Annotated in this window: 20 protein-coding genes and 1 pseudogene; 13 read left to right on the top strand and 8 right to left on the bottom strand. The window is 43.9% G+C overall.

The features are described 5' to 3' along the window. Positions 1 to 324 precede the first annotated feature (324 nt). The 7 genes from F6K49_RS24590 to F6K49_RS24560 all read left to right on the top strand — a co-directional run bounded on the left by F6K49_RS24590 (position 325) and on the right by F6K49_RS24560 (position 9680). Positions 325 to 1281, top strand: a complete 957-nt coding sequence (locus F6K49_RS24590; RefSeq protein ID WP_293100868.1) for a hypothetical protein — start codon at positions 325 to 327, stop codon at positions 1279 to 1281. A 178-nt stretch (positions 1282 to 1459) separates the two neighbouring features. Further along, a complete protein-coding gene (locus tag F6K49_RS24585) occupies positions 1460 to 1729 on the top strand; it encodes a hypothetical protein (RefSeq protein ID WP_293038712.1) in 270 nt (89 codons plus the stop codon). A 27-nt stretch (positions 1730 to 1756) separates the two neighbouring features. After that, complete coding sequence (gene hisS / locus F6K49_RS24580; protein WP_293100865.1) at positions 1757 to 3040, top strand: histidine--tRNA ligase; 1284 nt, start codon at positions 1757 to 1759, stop codon at positions 3038 to 3040. Positions 3041 to 3324: 284 nt separating this feature from the next. Next, positions 3325 to 4854: a hypothetical protein gene (locus tag F6K49_RS24575; RefSeq protein WP_293100862.1), complete on the top strand. Its 1530-nt coding sequence runs from the start codon at positions 3325 to 3327 to the stop codon at positions 4852 to 4854. 50 nt (positions 4855 to 4904) lie between these two features. Next, the gene (locus F6K49_RS24570) at positions 4905 to 5759 is read left to right on the top strand and encodes a hypothetical protein (protein ID WP_293018108.1); all 855 of its coding nucleotides are present in this window, start codon (positions 4905 to 4907) and stop codon (positions 5757 to 5759) included. A 109-nt stretch (positions 5760 to 5868) separates the two neighbouring features. Next, a complete protein-coding gene (locus F6K49_RS24565) occupies positions 5869 to 6450 on the top strand; it encodes a Uma2 family endonuclease (protein ID WP_293100858.1) in 582 nt (193 codons plus the stop codon). A gap of 233 nt (positions 6451 to 6683) precedes the next feature. Further along, entirely contained in the window at positions 6684 to 9680 is a 2997-nt protein-coding gene (locus F6K49_RS24560) for a hypothetical protein (RefSeq protein WP_293100855.1), read from the top strand. Positions 9681 to 9820: 140 nt separating this feature from the next. Here F6K49_RS24560 and F6K49_RS24555 read toward each other — a convergent pair whose 3' ends face one another. Then, positions 9821 to 10198: a DUF1823 family protein gene (locus tag F6K49_RS24555; protein WP_293100852.1), complete on the bottom strand. Its 378-nt coding sequence runs from the start codon at positions 10196 to 10198 to the stop codon at positions 9821 to 9823. Between the two features lie 129 nt (positions 10199 to 10327). On the opposite strand from F6K49_RS24555, the gene F6K49_RS24550 reads away from it, so the two are divergent. Beyond that, positions 10328 to 11254 carry a DMT family transporter gene (locus F6K49_RS24550; RefSeq protein WP_366514221.1) on the top strand — a complete coding sequence of 309 codons (927 nt, stop codon included), beginning with the start codon at positions 10328 to 10330 and terminating at the stop codon, positions 11252 to 11254. Here F6K49_RS24550 and F6K49_RS24545 read toward each other — a convergent pair. Next, positions 11227 to 11388: a hypothetical protein gene (locus F6K49_RS24545; RefSeq protein WP_293100844.1), complete on the bottom strand. Its 162-nt coding sequence runs from the start codon at positions 11386 to 11388 to the stop codon at positions 11227 to 11229. The genes F6K49_RS24550 and F6K49_RS24545 overlap by 28 nt on opposite strands. A 187-nt stretch (positions 11389 to 11575) precedes the next feature. On the opposite strand from F6K49_RS24545, the gene F6K49_RS24540 reads away from it, so the two are divergent. Both F6K49_RS24540 and F6K49_RS24535 read left to right on the top strand, forming a co-directional pair. Next, a complete protein-coding gene (locus F6K49_RS24540; protein ID WP_293100841.1) occupies positions 11576 to 12022 on the top strand; it encodes a hypothetical protein in 447 nt (148 codons plus the stop codon). Positions 12023 to 12357: 335 nt separating this feature from the next. Continuing rightward, positions 12358 to 13653: a dihydroorotase gene (locus F6K49_RS24535; RefSeq protein ID WP_293100838.1), complete on the top strand. Its 1296-nt coding sequence runs from the start codon at positions 12358 to 12360 to the stop codon at positions 13651 to 13653. Positions 13654 to 13668: 15 nt separating this feature from the next. On the opposite strand, the gene lepB is transcribed toward F6K49_RS24535, so the two are convergent. Beyond that, positions 13669 to 14289, bottom strand: coding sequence for a signal peptidase I (gene lepB / locus F6K49_RS24530; protein ID WP_293100835.1), 621 nt, complete (start codon positions 14287 to 14289; stop codon positions 13669 to 13671). A gap of 334 nt (positions 14290 to 14623) precedes the next feature. Between lepB and F6K49_RS24525 the strand changes: the two genes are divergently transcribed. Then, positions 14624 to 15979, top strand: a complete 1356-nt coding sequence (locus F6K49_RS24525) for a dihydroorotase (RefSeq protein WP_293067345.1) — start codon at positions 14624 to 14626, stop codon at positions 15977 to 15979. A 109-nt stretch (positions 15980 to 16088) separates the two neighbouring features. Here F6K49_RS24525 and tsaE read toward each other — a convergent pair whose 3' ends face one another. Both tsaE and F6K49_RS24515 read right to left on the bottom strand, forming a co-directional pair. Then, positions 16089 to 16583 (bottom strand): tRNA (adenosine(37)-N6)-threonylcarbamoyltransferase complex ATPase subunit type 1 TsaE, encoded by a 495-nt coding sequence (gene tsaE, locus F6K49_RS24520; RefSeq protein WP_293067342.1) that lies wholly within the window; start codon positions 16581 to 16583, stop codon positions 16089 to 16091. Between the two features lie 97 nt (positions 16584 to 16680). After that, positions 16681 to 18048 (bottom strand): gluconeogenesis factor YvcK family protein, encoded by a 1368-nt coding sequence (locus F6K49_RS24515; protein ID WP_293067340.1) that lies wholly within the window; start codon positions 18046 to 18048, stop codon positions 16681 to 16683. Between the two features lie 696 nt (positions 18049 to 18744). Here F6K49_RS24515 and ruvC point away from each other — a divergent pair. Together ruvC and F6K49_RS24505 are read left to right on the top strand one after the other, a co-directional pair. Then, positions 18745 to 19302 carry a crossover junction endodeoxyribonuclease RuvC gene (gene ruvC / locus F6K49_RS24510; protein ID WP_293026596.1) on the top strand — a complete coding sequence of 186 codons (558 nt, stop codon included), beginning with the start codon at positions 18745 to 18747 and terminating at the stop codon, positions 19300 to 19302. Between the two features lie 473 nt (positions 19303 to 19775). Next, positions 19776 to 20840 carry a TrkA family potassium uptake protein gene (locus F6K49_RS24505; protein ID WP_293041434.1) on the top strand — a complete coding sequence of 355 codons (1065 nt, stop codon included), beginning with the start codon at positions 19776 to 19778 and terminating at the stop codon, positions 20838 to 20840. A gap of 336 nt (positions 20841 to 21176) precedes the next feature. Here the strand turns inward: F6K49_RS24505 and F6K49_RS24500 are convergent, their stop codons facing one another. The 3 genes and pseudogenes from F6K49_RS24500 to F6K49_RS24490 form a co-directional block, all read right to left on the bottom strand. After that, entirely contained in the window at positions 21177 to 21383 is a 207-nt protein-coding gene (locus F6K49_RS24500) for a glycogen debranching protein (protein WP_070390789.1), read from the bottom strand. A gap of 121 nt (positions 21384 to 21504) precedes the next feature. Continuing rightward, complete coding sequence (locus tag F6K49_RS24495) at positions 21505 to 22008, bottom strand: GNAT family N-acetyltransferase (protein ID WP_293026600.1); 504 nt, start codon at positions 22006 to 22008, stop codon at positions 21505 to 21507. A 144-nt stretch (positions 22009 to 22152) separates the two neighbouring features. Continuing rightward, positions 22153 to 22686, bottom strand: a pseudogene (locus tag F6K49_RS24490) (IS4 family transposase); the annotation flags it as partial. Positions 22687 to 22756: the final 70 nt, after the last annotated feature.

The raw sequence follows: 22756 nt of genomic DNA, 5'->3' as shown, positions 1-22756 counted from the left end.
CCTCCATTAATAAAAATAGCGCAATGCTTTTGGCATTGCTTTGTCGGCAACAACCATTAGTTAAAACTAATGCTATACCATCGTCCTATCTGCTTGTGAGTAGGTTTGTACAGGTTAAATGTTGCACTTGATAGCTAAGTCATCGCTGAAACGCGCTTTGGGCTTCTTGGATTGGGTGTTATTGCCCATAGCATGCCCAAAGCCTTTTGCTTAGAGTCTCCAGTTTTGGAAGTTTGCCAAAAAAATCCGATCTTTAAAGAAGTTGGTGCCACAGATCGATAACTTCAAGGGTATGCTCGGATAAAGCGTTATTTTTAGGTGGTCATGGGTAAAGTATCATGCATCGTATGGGTGAGTGTGCTGGCTCTGCTGATAGGAGGCTGTCAACCGGGTAGAAACACTGAACAGGGGGAGCCGACTACCCCTAAACCGACGCCGGTGGCTTCCCCGGATAGCACCAAACCTTCTCCTCCTGTAGCTGAATTTGCTCCTAAATCTCCGGAAACACCGGAGCAGGAAAAGGTAATACCAATACCACCATTGATCACCACCTTGCCAAGTAATGAAGTAAGAAATCGGATTGATCAGGGACGTCTTGACCCGTTTGCGGCAATTTCAGTGCAACCAGAGGTGGAGATTTTGCCCAATCCTGGCAGACCAAGTACTTCCCCTACGAGGGTACAGCCTCTGACTCCTGCACCAGGAAGACCGGCTTTGCCTCAGCGTCCTGGAACCGGAGGTAGTGTAGCGGTACCCCCCAGCCCCTCAAGAGCTAGCCGTCCCAGCCCCTCAAGAGCTAGCCGTCCCAGCCCCTCAAGAGCTACCAGGCCCGACCGTAAGCCTCCAAGCTCATCAATCCCTAGAAAGTCTCCTGGCTCATCAAGAGGAAATGTTTTGCCAGGGCCCCAGAACACTCGGCCTACAGAGACCAGCAAAGCTAAGCCTAGTTCGTTACCAGACAATAGCTCTGTTGCCGAGGATGGTATCCCCCCTATCCCTCCTGAATTTGATCTGCAACTGCCAATCCTACCAGAACCAGAACTGGCCAATAATGTTAGTGTCACAGGGGTAGTTGATAATGGTAGGGGTGTCTATTACGCTATCCTAGATGTCCCTAATGAGCCTAGTCGTAGCGTTCAAGTTGGACAGTTTATATTAGGCGGACAAGTGCTAGTAAAGCGAATTGAAATGTATAGAGGCTTAGATCCAGTGGTGATTCTGGAAGAAAATGGTGTTGAAGTGTCTAGACGAGTTGGCGAAAACTCAGGATCAGCTTCTTGAGGTAACCTCAGGGTACAGTGTTAACTATTAGGTGTTAGGTAAGCATATGCGCTACGCGCAGGCTACGCCAACAGCTATCAGCTTTCAGCCGTCAGCCATTCCCCTAACACTAAATAATTGGTATTTCCAGCCATTGGGAGCATCCCAATGGTTTTAAATTATATAGGAGTGTAAACTGTTGCGTTATCAAATTAGTTGTCCTGGTTTACCCTTGGCAGTTTATCGAGAGGTAGCTGCCCATTTACGGCAAGTGACAGGAGTAAAAGCTGATTTACTACCCCAAACATCCCAGCAGTTTGATTACAATCAGAGTCAGGTTGGTGGATTGTGGATTGAGTATGGCGAGACTACTGATAAAGTAGAAAGAGAACGGGTCAAGCAAATTTTGTCCTATTATCAAAATCGCTATGGTGCCTGGGAAGAAGACACTTCCGATGGTGGACACTAGCTCAAATGATGGGGAAGCAAAACGTTAATGGGTTTAATCCAGGCTTTACGAGGAACACGGGATATCCTGCCAGACGAAGTTGGATATTGGCAGCAAGTAGAAGCGATCGCACAACAGATTCTCAATAGAGCGGCTTATCGAGAAATTCGTCCTCCCATTTTTGAGCGCACGGAACTGTTTGAACGGGGGATTGGGGAAGCTACTGATGTGGTGGGGAAGGAAATGTATACCTTCAACGACCGGGCAACCCCTCCTCGTTCCGTGACACTACGTCCAGAAGGGACAGCAGGAGTAGTGCGAGCTTATATTCAAAATAGCCTCTATGCTGCTGGTGGAGTACAACGCCTCTGGTATACCGGTCCGATGTTTCGCTATGAAAATCCCCAAGCTGGACGACAGCGACAGTTTCATCAATTGGGGGTAGAGGTGATTGGTTCTCGTGATGCCAGGGCAGATGCAGAAGTAATTGCGATCGCAATGAATATTCTAAATAGCTTAGGTCTAGTTAACCTGAGACTTGACCTGAATTCTGTCGGTAGTACCGAAGACCGTCAACAGTACCGACAGGCTCTGGTAGATTACCTCACTCCTTACAAAGATGAGTTGGACGAAGATTCTCAAGACCGTTTAACTCGTAATCCTCTCAGGATTTTAGATAGTAAAGACAAACGCACTCAAGAAATTGCTCAGGATGCTCCCAGTATTTTAGACTACCTAAGTTCAGAGTCCCAAAGTCATTTTGATCAGGTAAAGCAGTTGTTGAAAGATTTAGGGATTAGTTACCAGCTCAATCCTCGCTTGGTGCGGGGGTTGGATTACTACACCCACACTGCCTTTGAAATTATCTCTGATGACTTAGGCGCTCAAGCAACAGTTTGTGGTGGTGGCCGCTATGACGGATTAGTCGATGAATTGGGGGGAAATAAAACTCCAGCTGTTGGTTGGGCGATTGGTTTAGAGCGTTTGGTAATTTTGCTGCAACAACTGCAAGCCTCACCAACCCTAGCGCTAGATTTTTATCTAGTATCCAGAGGTGAAATAGCTCAAGCTCAAGGATTGAAACTGGCTCAGCAACTGCGCAAAGCTGGGTTAGCTGTAGAACTGGACTTGAGTGGAAGTGCTTTTGGTAAACAGTTTAAGCGAGCTGACCGAAGTGGTGCGGTGGCTTGTTTAGTGATCGGAGATGCTGAAGCTCAGAGCAACACCGTGAATCTGAAATGGCTGGCCTCTGGGGAACAAGAAACTATGACCCAAGCTGATTTATTGGATAAAACTGAGCAGTTAAAAGAGCAGATAGAACAATTGCCTTGAGTCTTGAGTGTTGAGTTGCGTAGGGTGTGTTAGGGGAGCCTTGATATTTGGCCTCTAGCCCTTGGTTAGGTTGCTGCCCGTAACGCACCACTGCTGGTTCAAACAACTGTTAGGAGATGCACTCTTGAGTGTTCAGTGTTAACACTTAATAGCTTCGTATTATTTCGTAGTTAAGCATCAATGCTTTGAGATAAGTCTGGGTATGCTTAGGTTATAAAGAAAGGGGTTAGCATCCTGAGGATGCTGCGCTACCATTTCACCTGTAGAGTTCCCCAGCTGCTGCTATGCTACCAATACCGGATTACTTAATTGCCCTGACTATAGTACTGGTGGTAATCCCATCAGTATTTGTTATTTTACTACGTTTTGCTCTCCATACCCATCTTTTATCCCTAGGGAAGCGAGTAAGAAGACTAATCCATGGACAGCCTCGTGGGAAAAAACCCAGAATTGTAGAGGAGCTAGAAAGACGATTCTCAGATGCTAGCCGACATTTAGAGCAGGTCAATACAGGCGCATTAATTGACCAAGCCTACAGCCACGAAAAAGTTGTTGGCATATCTTGTGACCAAATTGATTACATTGGTCGGATTATGCCTAGCTTACTGTTATCCTTTGGCTTACTAGGTACCTTTATCGGCATCACCATCAATTTGTTAGCACTCAGTCAAACAATCAGTCAGTCTGATGCTACCGATATCAATACTTTAGTTAACCAATTACAGCAACCCCTAGAAGGGATGGGAATTGCTTTTACCACTAGCTTAACCGCTATCTTTTTTAGTGCTGTCTTAACGGTAATTAACGTCGCTTTCAATACAGGGCTAGCGAAAAACAATCTAATTAGTTACTTAGAAGATTACTTGGATAATATTTATCAGCCGACTTTAGCAGGGCAAACACGCCTGGATGTATTGGTTCAGGGGATGTCCAATATCTTTGACAACTTTTTGGCGAGATTTGGTCAAACTGTTCGAGAAGCAGTGGAATCCTCACTACGAGAAAAAGTTCAAGAAATTGCTGATGCTAATATTCAAGTGCTTAAACTAGCAGAAAATTCTTACAATAGATTCTTCCAAGCTGCTAGTACTATCGCTAGAAGTGCTGAAGAATTTCAGCTAGCTGCTGCTCAATTTACCCAAGTTGCTCAAACCTTTGAGCATAGCCAGTTTCCTCAAAAATTATCTAAGGCTACAGTAGATTTAACGAGAACCCAAAGCAGTTTCTCTGAGTCAGCCAGTATGTTATCGCAATCAGTGCAAGGGATGGGAGTAGCAATGGCTGAACTTCAGCGTCATGGGGTTAAGTTGGTAAAATTGGCAGAAGAAATCAGTGCCCTCAGACAATCTTCTCTAGATGTAGTTAAGCAGCATCATCACAGTCAACAAGCGCTAGGTAAGATTATACCCCAACTTCAGCAAGGAGCACAAGGATTTCAGTCAGCGATCGCTAGGCTTGATCAATTAGAGCAACGGATTGCTTCTCGAAGCGATAGCTTGAGTGACGTTCACGCTGAATTGGCTAAGTTAGTGTCAAACGTGAAAAGCTATACGGAAGGAGTAAGTCTGGGAATTCAGGCTTTAGGCGATCGCCTTAATCAAAGTATTACTCAGCAAGCTAATACTGACCAGCATAATTATGAAATTATGCGACACAATCTTGAAAAAGTTGTCAATCATCTCAATAACACCAATCAGGAAATTGCTAAGATTAGCCAAAAACTGAATGAGTCCAATCAAATCGATGGTTCAACTCGCATAACTCAAGATATGACTGTAGGAGAGCTAGTCAGGCGTTTGAGCAGTGAACGATAAACCTGGCAAATGACTAATAGTAATTATAAGATTGACAGAGAATTGATAAAATGCGTCGTTCACGAAATAATGATTGGAATGAAGAGATAAATCTCTGGCCAGCTTTTACAGACTTAATGTCTAATGCCTTCATGATCCTGATCTTATTTTTGTTGCTCTCTATCCTGAAGTCTGTGCTGGCACAAAGTTCCTTGGAATCAACCATTGATGATCTCACCAGAAGTGAAGATGAAGTGGTGCAATTGGCAAGGGAGAATGCGGAATTACGAGCTAAGGCAGCTCGGGTTGATCAACTTGAGCGTGGGGTGGCGGTTTGGAGAGCTAGGGCAAAGCGCTCAACTGACCGCCAAAAGGCACTAGAACAACAGGTTAGGTCTTTGCAGGTACAGATTGCTGCAGCACCAAAACCACCAGATACACCTCCGATTATTGTAATCAAAGATCAGGGGAATTACCGATTTGATTCCGGCAGTGCGGAAATTCCCTCAGCGATGAAGGATTATATTCGGCAGCAAATTGTCCCTGCTATTGAAAGCAATGCCAAGGACTATGAAATCAATGTAGTAGAACTAATTGGTCACACCGATGGTCAACCTAATCTCGGTGGTAGCAATATCGACCAAACTATTGGGAATGTGGTTAATAAAAATTCCTCTATCAGTCAACTTAGACCAGGATCTAATGCTGATTTAGGACTGATGCGAGCTTTGGCAGTTGTGCAATTACTCCGTGAGATTCAAGCTAAGGAAGGGCGGCTCAAGGGGCTGCAATTTCGGGCTTATTCTGCAGCTCAGTTAATTTTACCTAATGGACAAATTGCTCCGATTAGTTTAAAGGATGATCAAACTAGGCGCAGGATTGAAATTCGCTTTACTCGTCTGGGTAAGGTGACAAATGTTCAATAGCTGAAGGGAGTAAAATCTCGCTAATGTGGTAGGGAAAGATGCTAATCAATAAGTTTGCGATCGCAAATTCATTGATTAGGCTTTCTATGCTGAACAAGGAATAATCCCCATGACCTATGTCGTAGATAAACAAAACGACCAACGGCTAGTCCACTCCGGGGTAAGTTGGGATAACTTCAAATCAATTCAAGCGGGGTTCGTCAACTCCCCAGGAATTCGACTGTTCTACTACAGGGGTGAGGTAGAAATATTGGCAGTTTCCCAAGACCATGAAGTCTTCAGTGGTGTCATAGCACTGTTGCTGGGTACTTATTTTGTTGAAAAACAAATTGAGTTTACTCCAACCGGCAGCTTTACCCAAGAGAAGGAAGGGGAAGCATCTGCACAAGCAGACCAATCTTACCTAATTGGTAGATCCTCAGGAGTGATTGCAGACCTCTCTATTGAAGTTGTCTTTACCAGTGGTAACCAGAGCAAGCTAAATCGTTACCAAGCATTAGGAGTACCCGAAGTTTGGTTTTGGGAGGATGGTGTATTTGCTTTGTATCACTTGCGCTCTGATGGTTACAAAAAAATTTCCCAGAGTGAAGTCTTGCCAGATTTGGATATTGACTTATTGTCTCGGTGTCTGATGATGGCTTCCAAGGTTGAAGCGATTAGACACTTCAGACAGGCGATCTCTCAGGCTTAGAAGAATCCTTAAGATTAGCCCTAAGAATTTGTATCAACAGGCACATCTTAATAGGAAATTTTGTGGTATAGCTTTGTTATCCCCTTAAACCGAGTAGATGTCATTCACTCTGTCGAATCCGGTGGTTGACAAATGTAGAGCGTGGGGATAAGCAAAATACTCGACTTAAAGTGTAAGCTAATTGGAAAAGCAATCAAGTCCATTAGCAGGTCTTTGGGTCATAGATATCGACAATGGCTAAGAAGTACTGGGAATTTCTACTACAGAAAGAGGGGGAGCGCTCCTGGAAGCCAATCAAGTCTTCTGAGATCGAGATTGAATCCGGTCGGTATCGGATAGTGGCTCGTTCCAACCTGCCCAATACTGATGTAGAAATTTGCGTCAGGTATGATAGCACAGAGCAAGTGCCACCCAAACGCAAGTCCCAGAAACGATGGCGTCGCACCAACTCAGAAGGGTTAATGGTGGTGATTCCTTTCACCAAGCTTAAACCTGGTCTGTGGAAGTTACGTTGCAGTAACGATATCATGGATGATTTTCTGGGTCAGTCCTGGCGAAAATCCTTAGCGCTACAAGTCATACCCAAGGTCAAAGATGTAGAGACACCCCCGAAAACCTCTGTATCTTCATCAGTAGCAGAATCTACCCCAGCAGAAGTCACCCCAGTTTCGGTGACCCCAGTAGAAGTCACCGAAACTCATACTCAGCCGCCTCAACTAGACAATTCCCTGACTACACCTGAGCTAGCTGTTGATTCTCCCTCCACCAATACTATTGCTAATGACCTGAAAGCAACAGATGCTAGCTCAGATACTAGATCAGAGTTATCTAACCCTCAGGAGTACGAGAGTCAGATCACACCACCAGAGCAACAACCCATAGCCATTGCTGCACCAGAGTTACCTGTTGACCAAGCCCAAGCACCAATTGGGGTTAGCCAAGAGGAATCTAGTCCTAGCCAAGAGAAGGTTTTGGAAGAGCTAGAAGAGGTTTACCCAGAGGCAGCGGTTAATCCTGAAAGCAACCAACAACTCACAGCAACTATCTCGGAAGACTTACCACTCCAATCGACTGTTGAGAATTCCATCATGGAGGAATCTCTGGAAACTTTGGAGCAACTATTACAACAGGTGCTTCAGCCGGTATTGGATGAGTTGGAAGATAGAGAATCTGAAGATAACCAACAGCTAAGAAAAACCTCTGATTCAGATTGGGTTTCAGATACAGAGGTTAATAAGTATGGTTTAACCCTAAAACTAGATAAAGAAATTTTCCTGGCAAGGCGAGGAGAGTCGTTGACTATCAAAGGAGAATTGGTAGTAGATAATGATAAAATTAATAATAATGGTGATAGTATAACAGTTAGTGTTTTAGATAGTGTTTTAGAAAACTTATTCCCTGCTACTCTACGCTATCAATTGCGGTTTCCTCAAACAGGAAAACGTTTGTTAGATATTGAGTACTCCCTATCTCAACAGGAGTTATTTTTAGGATTTAGCCATAGTCTAGATATTCCGACGGATTGTCAAAGTGGTCTAATTTTAGGAAAAATAACCATTTATAATTCACAGTCAACTCCTTTAGCCACTCAACAATTTACTGTTACAGCTAATGTAGAGGATTTATTAGAAGTAATTGTGCCAGGGAATCAGGGGATGCCTATGGAAACCATGGTAGTACTGGCTAATCGGATCGCTGAATCTGCCAAACCTGATCAACCTAATCAAGAACTTCTCTTCTTAGATGAAGACCCCTTAGAGGAGACTACGCTAGATCTGGTTGAGCTACCCCAAAACCATCCATCTCTGTTCTTGCAACCTATCTCTGGACGGTCTTTACCACCAAAACTTTACCACCATCAGCCGAGTGACATAACTGTTAAATCTCTGCAATTGCCCAATTTGCCTACAATGCAGTCGGTTGCTGACCCTGGAGCACAGCACCAAGAGATCCAAGATAAGTCTAAAGCATCTGATTCAGTTTCCCTAGATGATCAAGAATCCTCCACTACAGCTAATCCAGAACTAGATCATCGAGAGCAAGATACTGGGTCAGAGTTACAGCCTCAAGAAACATTGCTTCAAGACACAGTGCTTCAAGACACAGTAGTTCAAGACACAGTAGTTCAAGACACAGTAGTTCAAGACACAGTAGAACAGTCGGAAGATAGTACTGAAGATACTACTCAAGACAGTATTTTAGAGATCAAGTCTGAGGTCTTATCTAATTCTAATGATACTTCTGAAGTGCTGAGTAATTCCCTAACGGAATCTGAGCCAATCCAAACTATTGAGATTAGTGAGATTGATGAATCTCAGACAGATGATCAGTTAGAGGATTCAGAATTGGTTGATACCCAGTTCAAGAATTCTAAGGTAAACCAATTATTGAATACTACTCGGTGGGATACTCCAGATTCTGTACAATATCCTGAGTCAATCGCTTTAGAAGAAGCTTTCCGAGCCTTAAACATGGAAGAGCGTTTTTGGTCACGGTTGAGTGCTTTAGCTGAAGATAATGAATTGATAGAATTGCTGAGGTTAGAATTATCCCCAGAGAGTAATCCTGCTGGGGAAGATCACTCAGCAGTGGCAGATGAACAGAGGAATGAAACGGCTAGCAACCAAGAAGAGGTTAGGGTATTTCCAGAAAAGGTCTTGGAGTCAATCACAGAATCTGAGGATTTGTCGCTAGTTAGTTCAGAATTAGCAATGCCAAAGACACCCCCTAGAGTTGGTATTACTAGTCACGATTGGACGACTCAGGAAATTGTAGTAGACGATCGAGAAATAGCCCCACAACCGACAAAAGCTACAGCAACTAACCAAGATGAGTTGAAGGCTAAACTGGATAATCTTTCATCCCTAGAGTTGGATGAGACCTTAGCAGCACCGACTTTATCAATACCGACTACTAGGGAGTTGCTTGCTGGAGAAAAGGTAATGGTTACTATAAAACTTCCTCCTAGTCAATCTCGTTTATGTATTAAATTGTGGGTTAAAGACGTGCAAACTCGCTCTCTGCTGCAGGAAACCCGTTCTATTATAGATTTACTCCCTAATGCGGCTGGAGAGCTGGAGGCAATGACTCAATTAGTTATACCCCAAGGCACGACTCAAATTAGAATTGAAGCGATCGCAATTAATTTGGAAAATCACCAGGAGAGTCACAAGGCGGAGTTGGAGTGTGTAGTTGTTCCTACTGACTTATCCAATAGCGTTGAAGGATGAAGTGTTTTATATAGCATTTCTCAATTGGTTGAGGTACAACTTCCTAAGTTTTAGGGAGCAGGGAGCAGGGAGCAGGGAGCAGGGAGCAGGGAGCAGGGAGCACGGTAAAAATCCTATGTACCTCATAGGTACCAGAACCGCTATACTGATGCAATGCCGTTTTGTTCCATATAATTCAGTAACCAGTTTGCGGCTGTGGCTCGGCGAGTTTGTCGAGGACCAAATTCTCCGATTTTGTAACCTTTGAAACCTAATTTTTTTTTCAATAGCTGTTTATTTTCTTTGGGTATTGAACGGGTTAGTTTTACCGTAGCAGGGCGGCTTTCGATGAAATTAGGTGGCTCGGGATAGTCTTCTTGCCATTCAGGATTAACCTCAGTTATATTCCACTGCCCGGTAGTTGAGTTATAACGATAACCTAGATAGTACCAGAGTAGTTTGTTAACGGTATCGTCATCAAGTTCTTCGTTTAAAATTGACCAAATTGTATTAGTATTGAGTGGCGGTAGTTCAAACATATTTGAATTATTAATTAGGAATTTTAAAGGATTAAGTAGATTCTAGATACAGTTAGACTATCTGGGCTTTTTCACCTTTATCCTAGTACTTCTCCCGGAATAATGGTAATGGTTAGGGATTGAAGCTGTATGGCTATGAAAATTATAAAGCAGCCGCTGCGCTGGCAGGTGGGATTGGTTTTCTTGGCTGGTGTGTTGGCGATTTCCACATCAGCTATTTTTGCGCGATTAGCGATCGCATCCGCTGGGGTGAGTGGGGTAGGGTTTAGCCTGTTCGTAGCTGGATCTCGTCTTACTATTGCGTCTATGCTACTGTTACCAGCTTGGCCAAAGCTCAGGCAAGCTCAGCTAAGTCCAGGTGCATTACTCTATGCCAGTGGGGCTGGTGTTTGTTTAGCGCTACACTTTGTGACTTGGATTACTTCCTTGTCTTTTACTTCCATTGCCGCATCTACTACGTTACTTACCACAACTCCGATTTGGGTTGCTTTAGTTTCTTGGCTGTGGTTAAAAGAAAAACTAACTAGGCTGACGGTTTTGGGGATTGCTGTGGCCTTTGTAGGTGGTGTCTTAATTAGTTTGGGGGATGGGGTTTCTCTCAGTGGTGGGAGTAATGCTCTGTTGGGGAATTCTCTAGCATTGATGGGAGCGGTGATAGCAAGTTTGTATGTACTTTGGGGACGTGAAGCACAGCAGCGTGGTTTGAGTCTGGGTAGCTATAGTGCTTTCGCCTACAGTGTGGGGGCGTTGGTGTTGTTACTGTTATCGTTACTCTGGGGTGTCAGTTATCTCAATTATCCGGTAGCGGTTTACGTCTACATCTTGTTAATCGCAGTTTTCCCCCAAATGGTGGGACATACCAGTTTTAACTGGTTGCTACGCTGGATTAATCCTACCCTGGTGACCCTAGCTATTTTGTTTGAACCCGTTGGTGCTTGTTTTTTGGGCTATCTGATTTTTCAGGAAGTGCCAGGGGTATCGGTGCTGGTAGGTGCGGTGGTGTTGTTAGTTGGGGTGGCCGTAGCGGTTTATGGGGCTAATTTGAAAAGAGGTTGAAGGTTAGCTGAGGACTTATTTGCAGCGAGTCGTTTTAAACTCGAACAACTATAGCAAAGGGAACAGGGAACAGGGAACAGGGAACAGGGAGCAGGGAGCAGGGAGCAGGGAGTAGGGAACAAACATTCTCTCAATTGATTTAGGATTGCTATAGTTTATACTGATAAAAGTCTAACAGTGATGGAGTTTACCCTTCCATAAAGATGTTTTTGACCTCAACTATCAGGTTTTACACCTTCATTTTAAGGTATAAAACCTAGTAGTGCTAAAAAATTAGTTAATTTACTACAGTCTGCCAGAATTAGGAGAAGCAAAAAAGAAATGAAAAAAATGATCAAAACTTGTTTTGTAACCTTATTAACCTGTATGCTACTGCTAACGATCAATGTGATGAATGCACTGGCGAGTAGTGAAACTGAGATGGAAATATGTGACTTAACTCTACACTCATTTTGTGACCGTGATCTGTTGCCGACGCAATATGTGGAACTTATTGCTCCCCCTAACCATATCTCATTTCTTCTTTTGAAAAATGATGCTCCAGGAGATAGAAACGGCCAAATAGAAAATGATGATGATTCGGTTACTTACAGCGCTAGGGAAAAAACCACTTACTTAGCCACGTTTTCGAATAGTGAAGACATAACAAAAAGGCTGAAAATATCCAACACTGACGCTATAACAGAGTCTCCGCAGCATTGGACTTTTTATCATAGACCCGCACAAGTGGTCAAATTGGTTAACGTATTTGCTGCCAATAAAAATTAAGAAATTCGGGAGCATACTATTTTGGAAAATATATCATTTTATATAGGTATTAACAACACGTTAATACAGCTTAATGTGGTATGTTTATTCCAAATTGGAATGCTCCCAAAAAGTCTGTAATAACTCATAAAGCTTTAAAAATAAATGGTTTTCGGCTATTTGGTTACCTATTTAGAGGTCTGACAGAATCTGGCAAAGTGGTATTTTAAAAATATACGTAGTAATGTAAACAAACAAGTCGTCATAACAAGTGATTTAGATATGAGTAGCTAGAAAGGGGGATTGAGTTAAAAGCCAATTATTTTTCCTTTTATTTTTCCTTTTCCCTTTCCCCAATGAACAGTAAACTACTTCAACAAGTCCGCCTTTTAGACCCAGTTTCTGAAATTGACCAAGTCGCTGATGTGCTGATTACTGATGGTGTAATCACGGCAGTGGAAACTCAAATCAAAGAAATCTCTGGCGATACAGTGGTGCAAGATTGTCAGGGACACATTTTAGGACCAGGACTAGTAGACCTCTACAGCCATTCTGGTACACCAGGACATGAGCAGCGGGAAACCTGGTCTTCACTACTGGCAGCAGCAGCAAATGGAGGCTTTACTCGCTTAGCCATTTTGCCTGACACTAACCCCCCCCTAGACAATTCTGCTGTTTTGGCACAACGGCAAGAAATCCAAAACTCTCCCTATATCAGCCTCCCCCCTTCCTCACCTCAACTCTATCACTGGGGTTCCTTCACCATCGGGTTAGAAGGAGAGCAAATGACTGAATTAGCTGAACTAGCTCTAGGGGGAGTAGTGGGCTTTACTGATGAACGTCCTTTATGTAATTTAGGACTAGTTCGACGGTTGTTGGAATACCTACAACCCTTGGGTAAACCAGTGGCACTTTGGGCTTGTGACCCTAAGTTGGTAAATGGGGGAGTGATGCGAGAAGGTATCCAGTCCATTGGTTTGGGTGTGCCAGGGAATCCTGCGATCGCAGAATCATCCGCTATCGCTGCCTTATTAGAAGTGGTAGCAACCACTGGCACCCCAGCCCATCTGATGCGTATCTCCACCAGTCGCGCTGTCCAATTGATTGAATCAGCTAAGGCAGCGGGGTTGCCAGTAACAGCCAGTACCACTTGGATGCATCTATTGCTGAATACTGAAGACTTACGCAGTTACAACTCCAATTTGCGCTTGGAACCGCCGTTGGGAAACCCAGTTGACCAAGCCGCACTGATCCGAGGTGTTCGGGAGGGGATTATTGATGCGATCGCAATTGACCATGCTCCCTACACTTATGAAGAAAAAACTGTTGCCTTTGCTGAAGCACCACCAGGAGTGATTGGTTTAGAGCTAGCCCTACCCCTGCTCTGGCATACTCTAGTCGAGACAGGGGATTGGTCAGCCTTAGAACTTTGGAAAAGTCTTAGCACAAATCCTGCTATTTGTCTACAGCAAGACCCCCCTAGCACTGCTACTGGTCAATCCGCTGAATTAGTCTTATTTAATCCTAAATCCCCTTGGACTGTTCACCAAAAAAACCTCAAATCCCTTTCTAGTAATACCCCCTGGCTAGGGCAAGAATTAATTGGTCGTGTCGTGCAAACTTGGTGTCCAGCAAGTCGAAAATATCAATAGTGAAGTACTGATACTTTATAATTCAGTTGACTGATTCAACCGTTCAGGATAACTCGGATTTGGTTTCAATTTCCCCATTCGATTTAACGGCCAAAACCGCACTACCGCACGACCGATAATTTTGTCACGAGGGACAAAGCCCCAGTGGTGAGAGTCGTAACTATTGTTACGGTTATCTCCCAGCACTAGGTATTCGTCTGGTGGTACTGTTTCTGGTCCAAAATCGTACTGTGGTGCTTCTACGATATACTTTTCCTCTATTTCTTTATCATTGATATAAACTCGCCCATTTTTAACCAAAACCTTGTCACCGGGTAACCCAATTATGCGCTTGATAAAAGCATCTTTAAAATTTTGCTCTTTCAGCCTTTCAGTGGGAGCAAATACCACAATTTCTCCTCGTTGTGGGTCTTGGAAAAAGCGATAACTTATCTTATCAATAATCAAGCGGTCGTTAATCTGTAGTGTCGGTAGCATCGATCCCGATGGGATGTATCGCGCTTCAGCCACAAACGTGCGAATCCCAAAGGCAAGAACAGCACTCAAGCTAATCGTTTTGATTCCTTCTACCCAAGCATTGTCTTTAGAAGGCTGTGTAGGTTTTTTTTCTGGTCTTTTATCTGGTACACGACTCATATCCATTCAACTACTACCGATACACAAGTTTGAGGAAATTTCAACAAATAGCTGATTGGGAAATTATCAGCAAATTTAACAGCAAATTTAACAGCAAATTTAAACGTCTGGGGTTTTCTAGCTAGATCTTAAAAATTTCAAGTTAGTAGGGGAGCCTAAATCAAGATTATGTAAAGTTTTGTGAATAAAGTCAATTTGGCAGGACAACCCTGTTTGTTTGTGCCATGGTGGTAGGTTAGCTGCGGTTGTCTGTATTTAGCTATATATCAGGTTTGTATCTACTGTATCTACCTAGACACCGAGCAGGGAAACTGTCAAATTATAACATCCTCCTATGTTGTCTGACTTTTGCTTGTTTATCCGCCATGCTCGTATTCTATTGCCCTCTGGTGAATTTTTACTGGGGGATATCCACACCTGCGGTCGAAGGATTGTTCAGGTTGCCCCAGACATCCCAGTGCCAACGGACGTTACGGCATATAAAGAAATAGACGCTCAAGGCTTAACTTTGTTGCCAGGGGTAATTGATCCCCAAGTCCATTTTCGGGAACCAGGTCTAGAACATAAAGAAGACTTATTTACTGCCAGTTGTGCCTGTGCCAAGGGTGGAGTGACGTCCTTTTTAGAGATGCCGAATACTCGTCCTCCGACGACGACCCAAGCCCCACTGGATGACAAGCTCAAACGAGCGGCAGATAAGTGCTTAGTTAATTATGGCTTTTTTATCGGCGCAACACCAGCAAATCAGCCAGATTTGCACAATGCCCAGCCGACTTGTGGGATTAAGATATTCATGGGTTCAGCTCATGGTGCACTATTGGTAGATCATGAAGCAGTGATAGAACCAATTTTTGCTGAAGGTTTTAGCGAAGGTTCTCGGAAGTACAATCGCTTAATTGCAGTACACGCTGAAGACCAAGCCAGAATTAATCAGCGGCGTAAGGAATTTGCTGGAATTACTGACCCTGCTGTTCACTCTCAGATTCAGGACAATCAAGCTGCCCTTAATGCCACCAAGTTAGCTCTGAAGTTGTCTAAAAAATATCAGCGGCGCTTGCATATCTTGCACCTATCCACGGCAGAAGAAGCTGAATTGCTTAGGGAAGACAAACCTAGCTGGGTGACGGCGGAAGTGACTCCCCAGCACCTCTTACTAAATACCGATGCTTATGCAGAGATTGGTACCCTGGCACAGATGAATCCGCCTTTGCGCTCCTGCCACGACAATGAAGTTCTTTGGCAAGCTCTACTCGATGGGGTCATTGATTTTATCGCTACAGACCATGCTCCTCACACCTTGGAGGAAAAAGCCAAAGGGTACCCCCACACTCCTTCGGGAATGCCTGGAGTAGAAACATCTCTGCCACTGATGCTGACTCAAGCCATAGAGGGACGGTGTAGTGTGGCTCAAGTATCTGACTGGATGTCTACAGCAGTTGCTAAGGCTTATGGAATTCCCAACAAAGGTGCGATCGCTCCTGGCTATGATGCGGATTTGGTACTGGTAGATTTAGAAAATTACCACCCAGTGTTACGGGAAGAACTTTTAACAAAATGCGGATGGAGTCCTTTTGAAGCTTGGAACTTAACCGGATGGCCAGTGATGACCATTGTTGGTGGTCAAGTAGTCTACGACAGAGGAAAATTGAACACAGAAGTGCGAGGTGAAGCTTTAACTTTTACCAGTTAAACAGTATAGGATTTAACTATAGGACTTAATAATAGGATTTAATAGGTAGTGGGAAAAAATTAAAGTTGACCCAAATTTTTGGTCAACCTCAATCCCACTAACCTTCACCCTACTCTACACTAGACGCCAAGGGCGAACAACCAGATAACCTATCCAACAGCCAAGTTAAATCAAACTTACCGTTACAAGTGAATTGAGCCTGACGTCCACCTTCCTGGGAATAGGTTAGTCTTAGATGTAGATAACTGGATGGCAAATAGTGTAGGCGCTCAGCCCACTCGATGGCCACAATTCCCGGAGCAACCTCAATTCCCTCCCAGTAGTGTTCTGGGTTTAATGACTCTACTTCTGAGGTGGATAAGCGGTACAAATCGAGGTGATACAGGGGGATACGTCCCTCTGTATACTCATTGATCAGAGTAAAGGTGGGACTGACAATGGCATCAGTTATGCCTAGTCCCTCACCAATACCCTGAACTAGGGTGGTTTTGCCAGCCCCTAAGTCTCCCTCCAGCAAAATGATGCTACTAGCTGGCAGAGATTTCCCCAATTCCACACCTAGCGTACGGGTTGCTTTAGCATCAGCTAGAAAAATTTTTGTCATTAGTTATTTAGCAATAGAGTACCTCGAATAATAGTTATTCTGAGTTAATATCTCAGCTTTTATTTTCCTTTAAAAATTTTCCTCACACTCACCTTATCTAAGCATGTGCTCGACTATACCATCGTAATAAAACCCGTGCCAGTCTTTCCGAATTGTGCCGCACTAAATGAGTTTCCTCATCTTCATACATGACATTGGTCGCCACAATCCGACGCCCTAATTTAGAAGTTTCTTCTCGATCCAGAAAAACTGGATGAGACTTAACTTGAGCATACTTAATCAGTGACCCAGCTGAGGGGTATTTTCGATTCACCAGTACCGCGTTAAATAGCCTTTTCCCACAGGCTTCATCAATAGTTTTAATATGGTCAGAAACACTATATCCATCAGTTTCCCCTGGCTGGGTCATGATATTACAAACGTAGATGCGGGGTATCAAGCGAGCTGCGATCGCATCGGTAATTTCTGGCACCAACAGATTGGGAATAATGCTGGTATAGAGGCTACCGGGTCCTATTATAATATAATCAGCTTCCTCAATTGCCTTGAGTGCTGCTGGTAAAGCAGGTGGATTTTCGGGAGTACAACCAATTTTTTTGATCACTCCCCGAGCATCAGTAATATTAGACTCTCCTTCGATGCGACGTCCATCAGCTAATTCAGCCCAAAGGCTGACATCAGTTAGGGTAGCTGGCAACACTCTTCCTCTCACTGCTAATACCTGAGAACTAGCAGCAACAGCTTGTTCTAGATCGCCAGTAATATCACTCATTGCGGTCAGGAAAAGGTTTCCAAAACTGTGACCGACTAAACCACTACCAGCTCGAAAACGGTATTCAAACAGTTCGGTTAACAACTTTTCTTGGTCTGCCAGTGCCGTTAAACAGTGACGAATATCCCCTGGTGGTAACACTCCAATTTCCCGTCGCAGCCGTCCACTGGAACCCCCATCATCAGCTACCGTAACAATAGCAGTGATATTAGCACTATAAACCTTTAGTCCTCTAAGTAAGCTAGAAAGACCAGTGCCACCCCCAATGACTACCATTTTCGGTCCCCGGTTTAACCGACGATGATCCATCAGCACATCAATCAGTTTTCGATCGTGGTCGGGTTTTAAAACTTCCGTAATTGATCCTACCGTCCGGGTTTGCCCCCAGAAGATGAAAAGTAGACCCAAGATCAGCGCAATTGGACCAGACACATGGTTAGGAATAATGGTGGTAATTTTCTCTAAAACTTGGGCTGTGAATTTAATGATGTAAAAAACTGGAGTTAGCTTTACCCAAATCGCTAATCCCAAACTTGTTAGCACTACACCACCAGCACTTAAAAGTATCCAACGCTTCACTAGTAATCCAGGGGCTAACCACTTAAACCAACGGTTGACCCGCTGAGGAATTCGACCTCTCGATTCATTTTGTAGGGTACGTAGAGCTCTTTTGAAAAGACTGATTGAGGACATAACTACACTGAGTATGGTAAGTACAAAAGCTGGATAGACATTGCTGGTCGAACTCCAGCACTTGACAAGGAGGCGATGCATGTAGTGAGGAACGGCTCAGGCTCCGGAAGTGCCTGTCAGATTGGTACTTTCTTTGCCTAATCAAACCTTCGTGTGAAAAGCGCGTGATTCACATAGCCGCTCACCCTTGAGGTATAGCGGTTTCCATTGATATTACTGATCAAGGTGCGCGCCTCCTAGGCCGCGAGGGATTGCTCGCGGCCTAGGGTCGCACCTCAATGGTGAATTCACCATGAAGCTGGTACTGATCACCACAGTTTCAGATAATTAGGCTAAGGTGTGATTAATACAATATCCGGTACCTAGACGTTATGATCAGAATTTACCCGTCGATATGCCGAAAGTGGTGAGGTCGGTTGAGTTCCCATTTAGGGTATGAGAGTAGTGGTGTAACCCCAAAAAATACGGGGTGAAAGAGAATAATCCCAATTAGTCAGCTACACCAGACTTTTGTGATTCCTGTGACAAGTGTAGCTGCTTACAGCTCATGACTTAATGGGGAACGCTTGCCTAGGTAATAGGGATGATAGCACTAGGGATTAGGGATGATAGCACTAGGGATTAGGGATGATAGCACTAACACCATTAACCTAATCTAGTTATTAGACTGGACAGGGATTGACTGCAGTGAGGCAGATGGAAAAGCGAATTTTGGGAATTGACCCAGGACTAGCTACTTTAGGTTTTGGGGCAATTAGTTGCCAAACAACCCAAATTAGTAAGTCAGGAAACACAAAAAGCTCCTTAGGAGTGGCAAAGCGTTCTAGCCAGTCACCAATACAGGCAACCCCTGAACCATTGCAGTTGCTAGATTTTGGCATCATCCAAACCCCTGCCAAAACTGATTACGGCTCACGACTGTGTACGATTTACGAGGATTTACACACCCTGCTGGAACACTGCCAACCGGATCTGGTGGCGATTGAAAAACTTTTTTTCTACCGTATGAGTACTACGATCTCCGTAGCTCAGGCACGGGGTGTTGTGGTGTTAGTAACAGCACAACATGAAGTTCCAATGGTAGAGTTTACACCGGGTCAGATTAAACAGGCTTTGACAGGATATGGTAATGCGGATAAATATGAGGTTCAGCAGGCTGTTATGCGGGAGTTAAACTTAGACACCATCCCCAAACCAGATGATTTAGCAGATGCCTTGGCAGTCGCATTGACCGCCTGGTTTCATATGTCTTGAACACTTTACTAGATCTGTGAACTAGATCTGTGAACTTTATTTGTGAACTTTATTTGTGAACTCTATTTGTGAACTCTATTTGTGAACTCTATTTGTGAACTCTATTTGTGAACTCTATCTGTAAATTATATCTGTAAATTATATAGCAATACTAAATCAGTTTTAAAATTGGCAAACTATTCAATCCTTGCTGGGCAAGGGTTATAGCGATTCAGCGATCGCGCAGCGTGGCCTACGGCCACAGCCGACACGATCGCGTTCGATAAGGGCACTATATTTTTGAAATCATTTAGAACTGCTATATCTGTGAACTATATCTGTAAACTATATTTGTGAACTATACCGATAGCAAAGCAATAAACTTAATCATATTTATATATGTAATATTAAAAACCAGTGTCAGCTTTCGGTGTTGCCAGTTTGACCTGAATTTTCTCTAGGTATTAAGTTAAGTTAACCCATGACAAGCAACGGTGTATTCAACCCTTGAGCAAAAATATCGACGTCTTCGCCAAGAGCTGATTGCCGGTGGGATCACTCTCGGGGGTGTATTTCTGATTGGAACTCTGTGGTATCGGGTGGTTGAAGGCTGGGGCTGGTTGGATTCAGCCTACATGACGGTAATCACGCTTTCGACAGTGGGCTATCAAGAAGTACGGCCGATGGGAGATCGGGCAAGACTATTCAGCATTTCTCTGATTTTTATGGGCATTATTAGTATCGGTTACATTGTTAACCGGTTTACAGAAGCCCTAATTCAAGGCTACTTTCAAGATGGAATTCGCATGAGGCAACAGAAGCGCTTGCTAGATAGTTTGACGAAACACTACATTTTGTGTGGGTTTGGACGGACTGGGCGTCAGATTGCTGTAGAATTTAAGGCTGAGGGAATCCCATTTGTGACAATTGACTCCCGATTGGAACAGGTTCAAGCTGTCCAGGATATGGGTTGTATTTCTGTACACGGAGATGCCACCTTGGATGAAACTCTGCTAAATGTGGGGATTGAACGGGCAATTTGTCTGGTGGCTGCCCTGCCCTCAGATGCCGAAAATCTCTATATTATCTTGTCTGCCAAAACCCTCAATCCCCGAATTCGAGCCATCGCTCGTGCTAGCTCTGAAGAAGCTGTTCAAAAATTGCAGCGAGCTGGTGCAGATGCTGTAGTTTCTCCCTACATCACTGGTGGTAGACGCTTGGCAGCTGCAGCCCTTAGACCCCAAGTCATGGATTTTGTGGATGGGATTCTAACCGGAACTGATAGCTCTTTTTATATGGAAGAGTTTCTGCTAGACCCCGAAACCTGTCCTTGCGTGGGCAAAACCCTCAGGGAAGCCCGACTGCGATCGCAAACTGGTGCTATGGTCTTAGCAATTCGCCGGGATTCCGGTCGTCTGATTGCTGGACCAGACGGTGACACTAAACTCATACCAGGAGACCTACTGATTTGTATGGGGACAGCTGATCAATTGCGTGAGCTAAACCAGATTCTCGGTCCAATCCGTTCCAATTTGCTACGACTGCCCAAGCCAAAATAGATCTTGGGCTTAGAAGGTCAGTTGATTTTTTGTTGAAGGTTGAAGGTTGAATGTTGAAGGTTTAATGTTGAATGTTGGAGGTTGAAGGTTGAAGGTTGTTCGCCTTTGGCGTCCGATTTAGGGTAGGTTGACGGTTAACTGTCAAGACATCATGTCATGTCTAGTGGTGCCCGGTAGTGTTCTTTGTCGTTGGTTTTTTTTGGGTAATTGTATGGTCAGGGAGTAATTACAATTACCAATTACCTTTTACCCAATTACCTTTTACCCAATTACCTTTTACCCAATTACCCTATCCTTTACAGTATTGATGCTGCCGGGGATGATATCAGTTTTGATCTAATTCAGTTTCAAGGTATTCACCGGCACTTCATCCCAAGACTTAACTGTGCGTAATCGGGCAACCCAACCCGCTGCTTTTTGCTGATCAGTCAAGTTATTCTGAAACGACTCGTGGCAATCCCTCGCCTGCTCTTCGTTGCAAGTGGCAATACAAGAGTATAGAAGACCCGATGGATCAATCTGCTCGTTTACCCAAATAGTCATTAGTGATTTTATTAATATAAACCGATATGTAAATTACCCTATGTCATTTTTGCCGTTGACCTGCAACTAGATGTTTAGGGTCGCAGCTGTATATACCTCGTAGTATAGCATTTGAGCAACATTAGTCAGTCGAAGCCGGATCAGTATACTCAGCTAGCTGATTGAGAGCCGTCCCAGTCACTCGACAAATTCTCCAGTCTGGCAATACTGCTGCTCCCATATGTTCATAAAATGCCATCGCAGGTTCATTCCAATCCAGTACACTCCATTCTAAACGCCCATAGCCACGCTCCACTGCTAGCTGAGCCAGGTAACTGAGTATGGCTTTACCGATACCTTGGCGGCGAAATTCCGGTAATACAAATAAATCTTCTAGATAAATTCCCGGCTTAGTTAGAAATGTGGAATAGTTGTGGAAAAACAGTGCAAATCCCACCCCTTGACCACCCTGTTCAACGATAATCGCCTCTACATAGGGTTTAGCGCCGAACAGGTGTTCTTTCAGGTCATCAGCATTGCCAGTGACAGCTTCGGAGAGTTTCTCATACTCTGCTAGTGCCTTAATCAAATTAAACAGAATCGCTACATCAGCTTCTGTGGCTGGTCTTAAGGTAAACTTACCCATAGTGCTGGCAAAGGGACAATAAAAAAGACAATTTGACTATTTATCATATCCCTTCTCTGGTAATGGGTAATGGGTAATGGGTAATGGGTAATGGGCATTGGTGACAGTTAAGCAGGCATAGCAATTTGTCAAGCCCTCTGAGTGTGGGAAAGGAGACAAATCAAGGGGAGGTTTTTTTCTCCTGGTACGAGGGGCTTTGACAACCCCCTTTTCTTGGTTCTCGAGAGCCGTTAAATAGGCCACTGGGTCAGTGGCTTTCCCTTGATGATAGGCAACTCCAAAATGATACAGTCCGCGAAAAACCATTTCTACAGAAATACACTCCATTGGTATTGATAATTCTGTTCGCGTAGCGTGGCCAAAGGCCTTAGCTACCTCATCGGATAGGTCGATTAAGACCACATAAAATAACCAAGTAGCCCACAATTGTAATTGAATACCATTGACAGAACCAGTCCACAAGTAACTCAAACCCAATAAGCGTTATTCGAGTGATAAAAGTCTCCTCAATTCGCCAGCGACGAGCGTACAAATCAGCTACGAGGTAGGGAGGTAAAACTTCAGGCTCTATCACAGAAGTTAGGTAGCGATACCATGTTGAACCATGTTTTACCACGACTTACGTAAGTTGAGAATTGGATTACCTTGATAACCTGTTCCCAACCTAATTAGTTGGTCATGATGTTGTCCAGAGTGACTCAAAGTGCGTACAGATTTATATTTTCCTTTCCCTTTGAGCCTGGTAATG

Source organism: Moorena sp. SIO3I6, from assembly GCF_010672095.1.
The sequence above is the reverse complement of the archived record's forward strand: the minus strand, read 5'-3'. Positions and strand labels throughout refer to the sequence as shown.

Excerpts from the sequence above, each read along its gene's own strand:
- F6K49_RS24540 (WP_293100841.1), top strand. The coding sequence starts at position 11,576 with ATGAAAAAAATGATCAAAACTTGTTTTGTAACCTTATTAACCTGTATG.
- F6K49_RS24550 (WP_366514221.1), top strand. The coding sequence starts at position 10,328 with ATGGCTATGAAAATTATAAAGCAGCCGCTGCGCTGGCAGGTGGGATTG.
- F6K49_RS24565 (WP_293100858.1), top strand. The coding sequence starts at position 5,869 with ATGACCTATGTCGTAGATAAACAAAACGACCAACGGCTAGTCCACTCC.
- F6K49_RS24495 (WP_293026600.1), bottom strand. The coding sequence starts at position 22,008 with ATGGGTAAGTTTACCTTAAGACCAGCCACAGAAGCTGATGTAGCGATT.
- F6K49_RS24575 (WP_293100862.1), top strand. The coding sequence starts at position 3,325 with ATGCTACCAATACCGGATTACTTAATTGCCCTGACTATAGTACTGGTG.
- tsaE (WP_293067342.1), bottom strand. The coding sequence starts at position 16,583 with ATGACAAAAATTTTTCTAGCTGATGCTAAAGCAACCCGTACGCTAGGT.
- lepB (WP_293100835.1), bottom strand. The coding sequence starts at position 14,289 with ATGAGTCGTGTACCAGATAAAAGACCAGAAAAAAAACCTACACAGCCT.
- F6K49_RS24535 (WP_293100838.1), top strand. The coding sequence starts at position 12,358 with ATGAACAGTAAACTACTTCAACAAGTCCGCCTTTTAGACCCAGTTTCT.
- F6K49_RS24555 (WP_293100852.1), bottom strand. The coding sequence starts at position 10,198 with ATGTTTGAACTACCGCCACTCAATACTAATACAATTTGGTCAATTTTA.
- ruvC (WP_293026596.1), top strand. The coding sequence starts at position 18,745 with ATGGAAAAGCGAATTTTGGGAATTGACCCAGGACTAGCTACTTTAGGT.
- F6K49_RS24515 (WP_293067340.1), bottom strand. The coding sequence starts at position 18,048 with ATGTCCTCAATCAGTCTTTTCAAAAGAGCTCTACGTACCCTACAAAAT.
- hisS (WP_293100865.1), top strand. The coding sequence starts at position 1,757 with ATGGGTTTAATCCAGGCTTTACGAGGAACACGGGATATCCTGCCAGAC.
- F6K49_RS24500 (WP_070390789.1), bottom strand. The coding sequence starts at position 21,383 with ATGACTATTTGGGTAAACGAGCAGATTGATCCATCGGGTCTTCTATAC.
- F6K49_RS24525 (WP_293067345.1), top strand. The coding sequence starts at position 14,624 with ATGTTGTCTGACTTTTGCTTGTTTATCCGCCATGCTCGTATTCTATTG.
- F6K49_RS24590 (WP_293100868.1), top strand. The coding sequence starts at position 325 with ATGGGTAAAGTATCATGCATCGTATGGGTGAGTGTGCTGGCTCTGCTG.
- F6K49_RS24560 (WP_293100855.1), top strand. The coding sequence starts at position 6,684 with ATGGCTAAGAAGTACTGGGAATTTCTACTACAGAAAGAGGGGGAGCGC.
- F6K49_RS24570 (WP_293018108.1), top strand. The coding sequence starts at position 4,905 with ATGCGTCGTTCACGAAATAATGATTGGAATGAAGAGATAAATCTCTGG.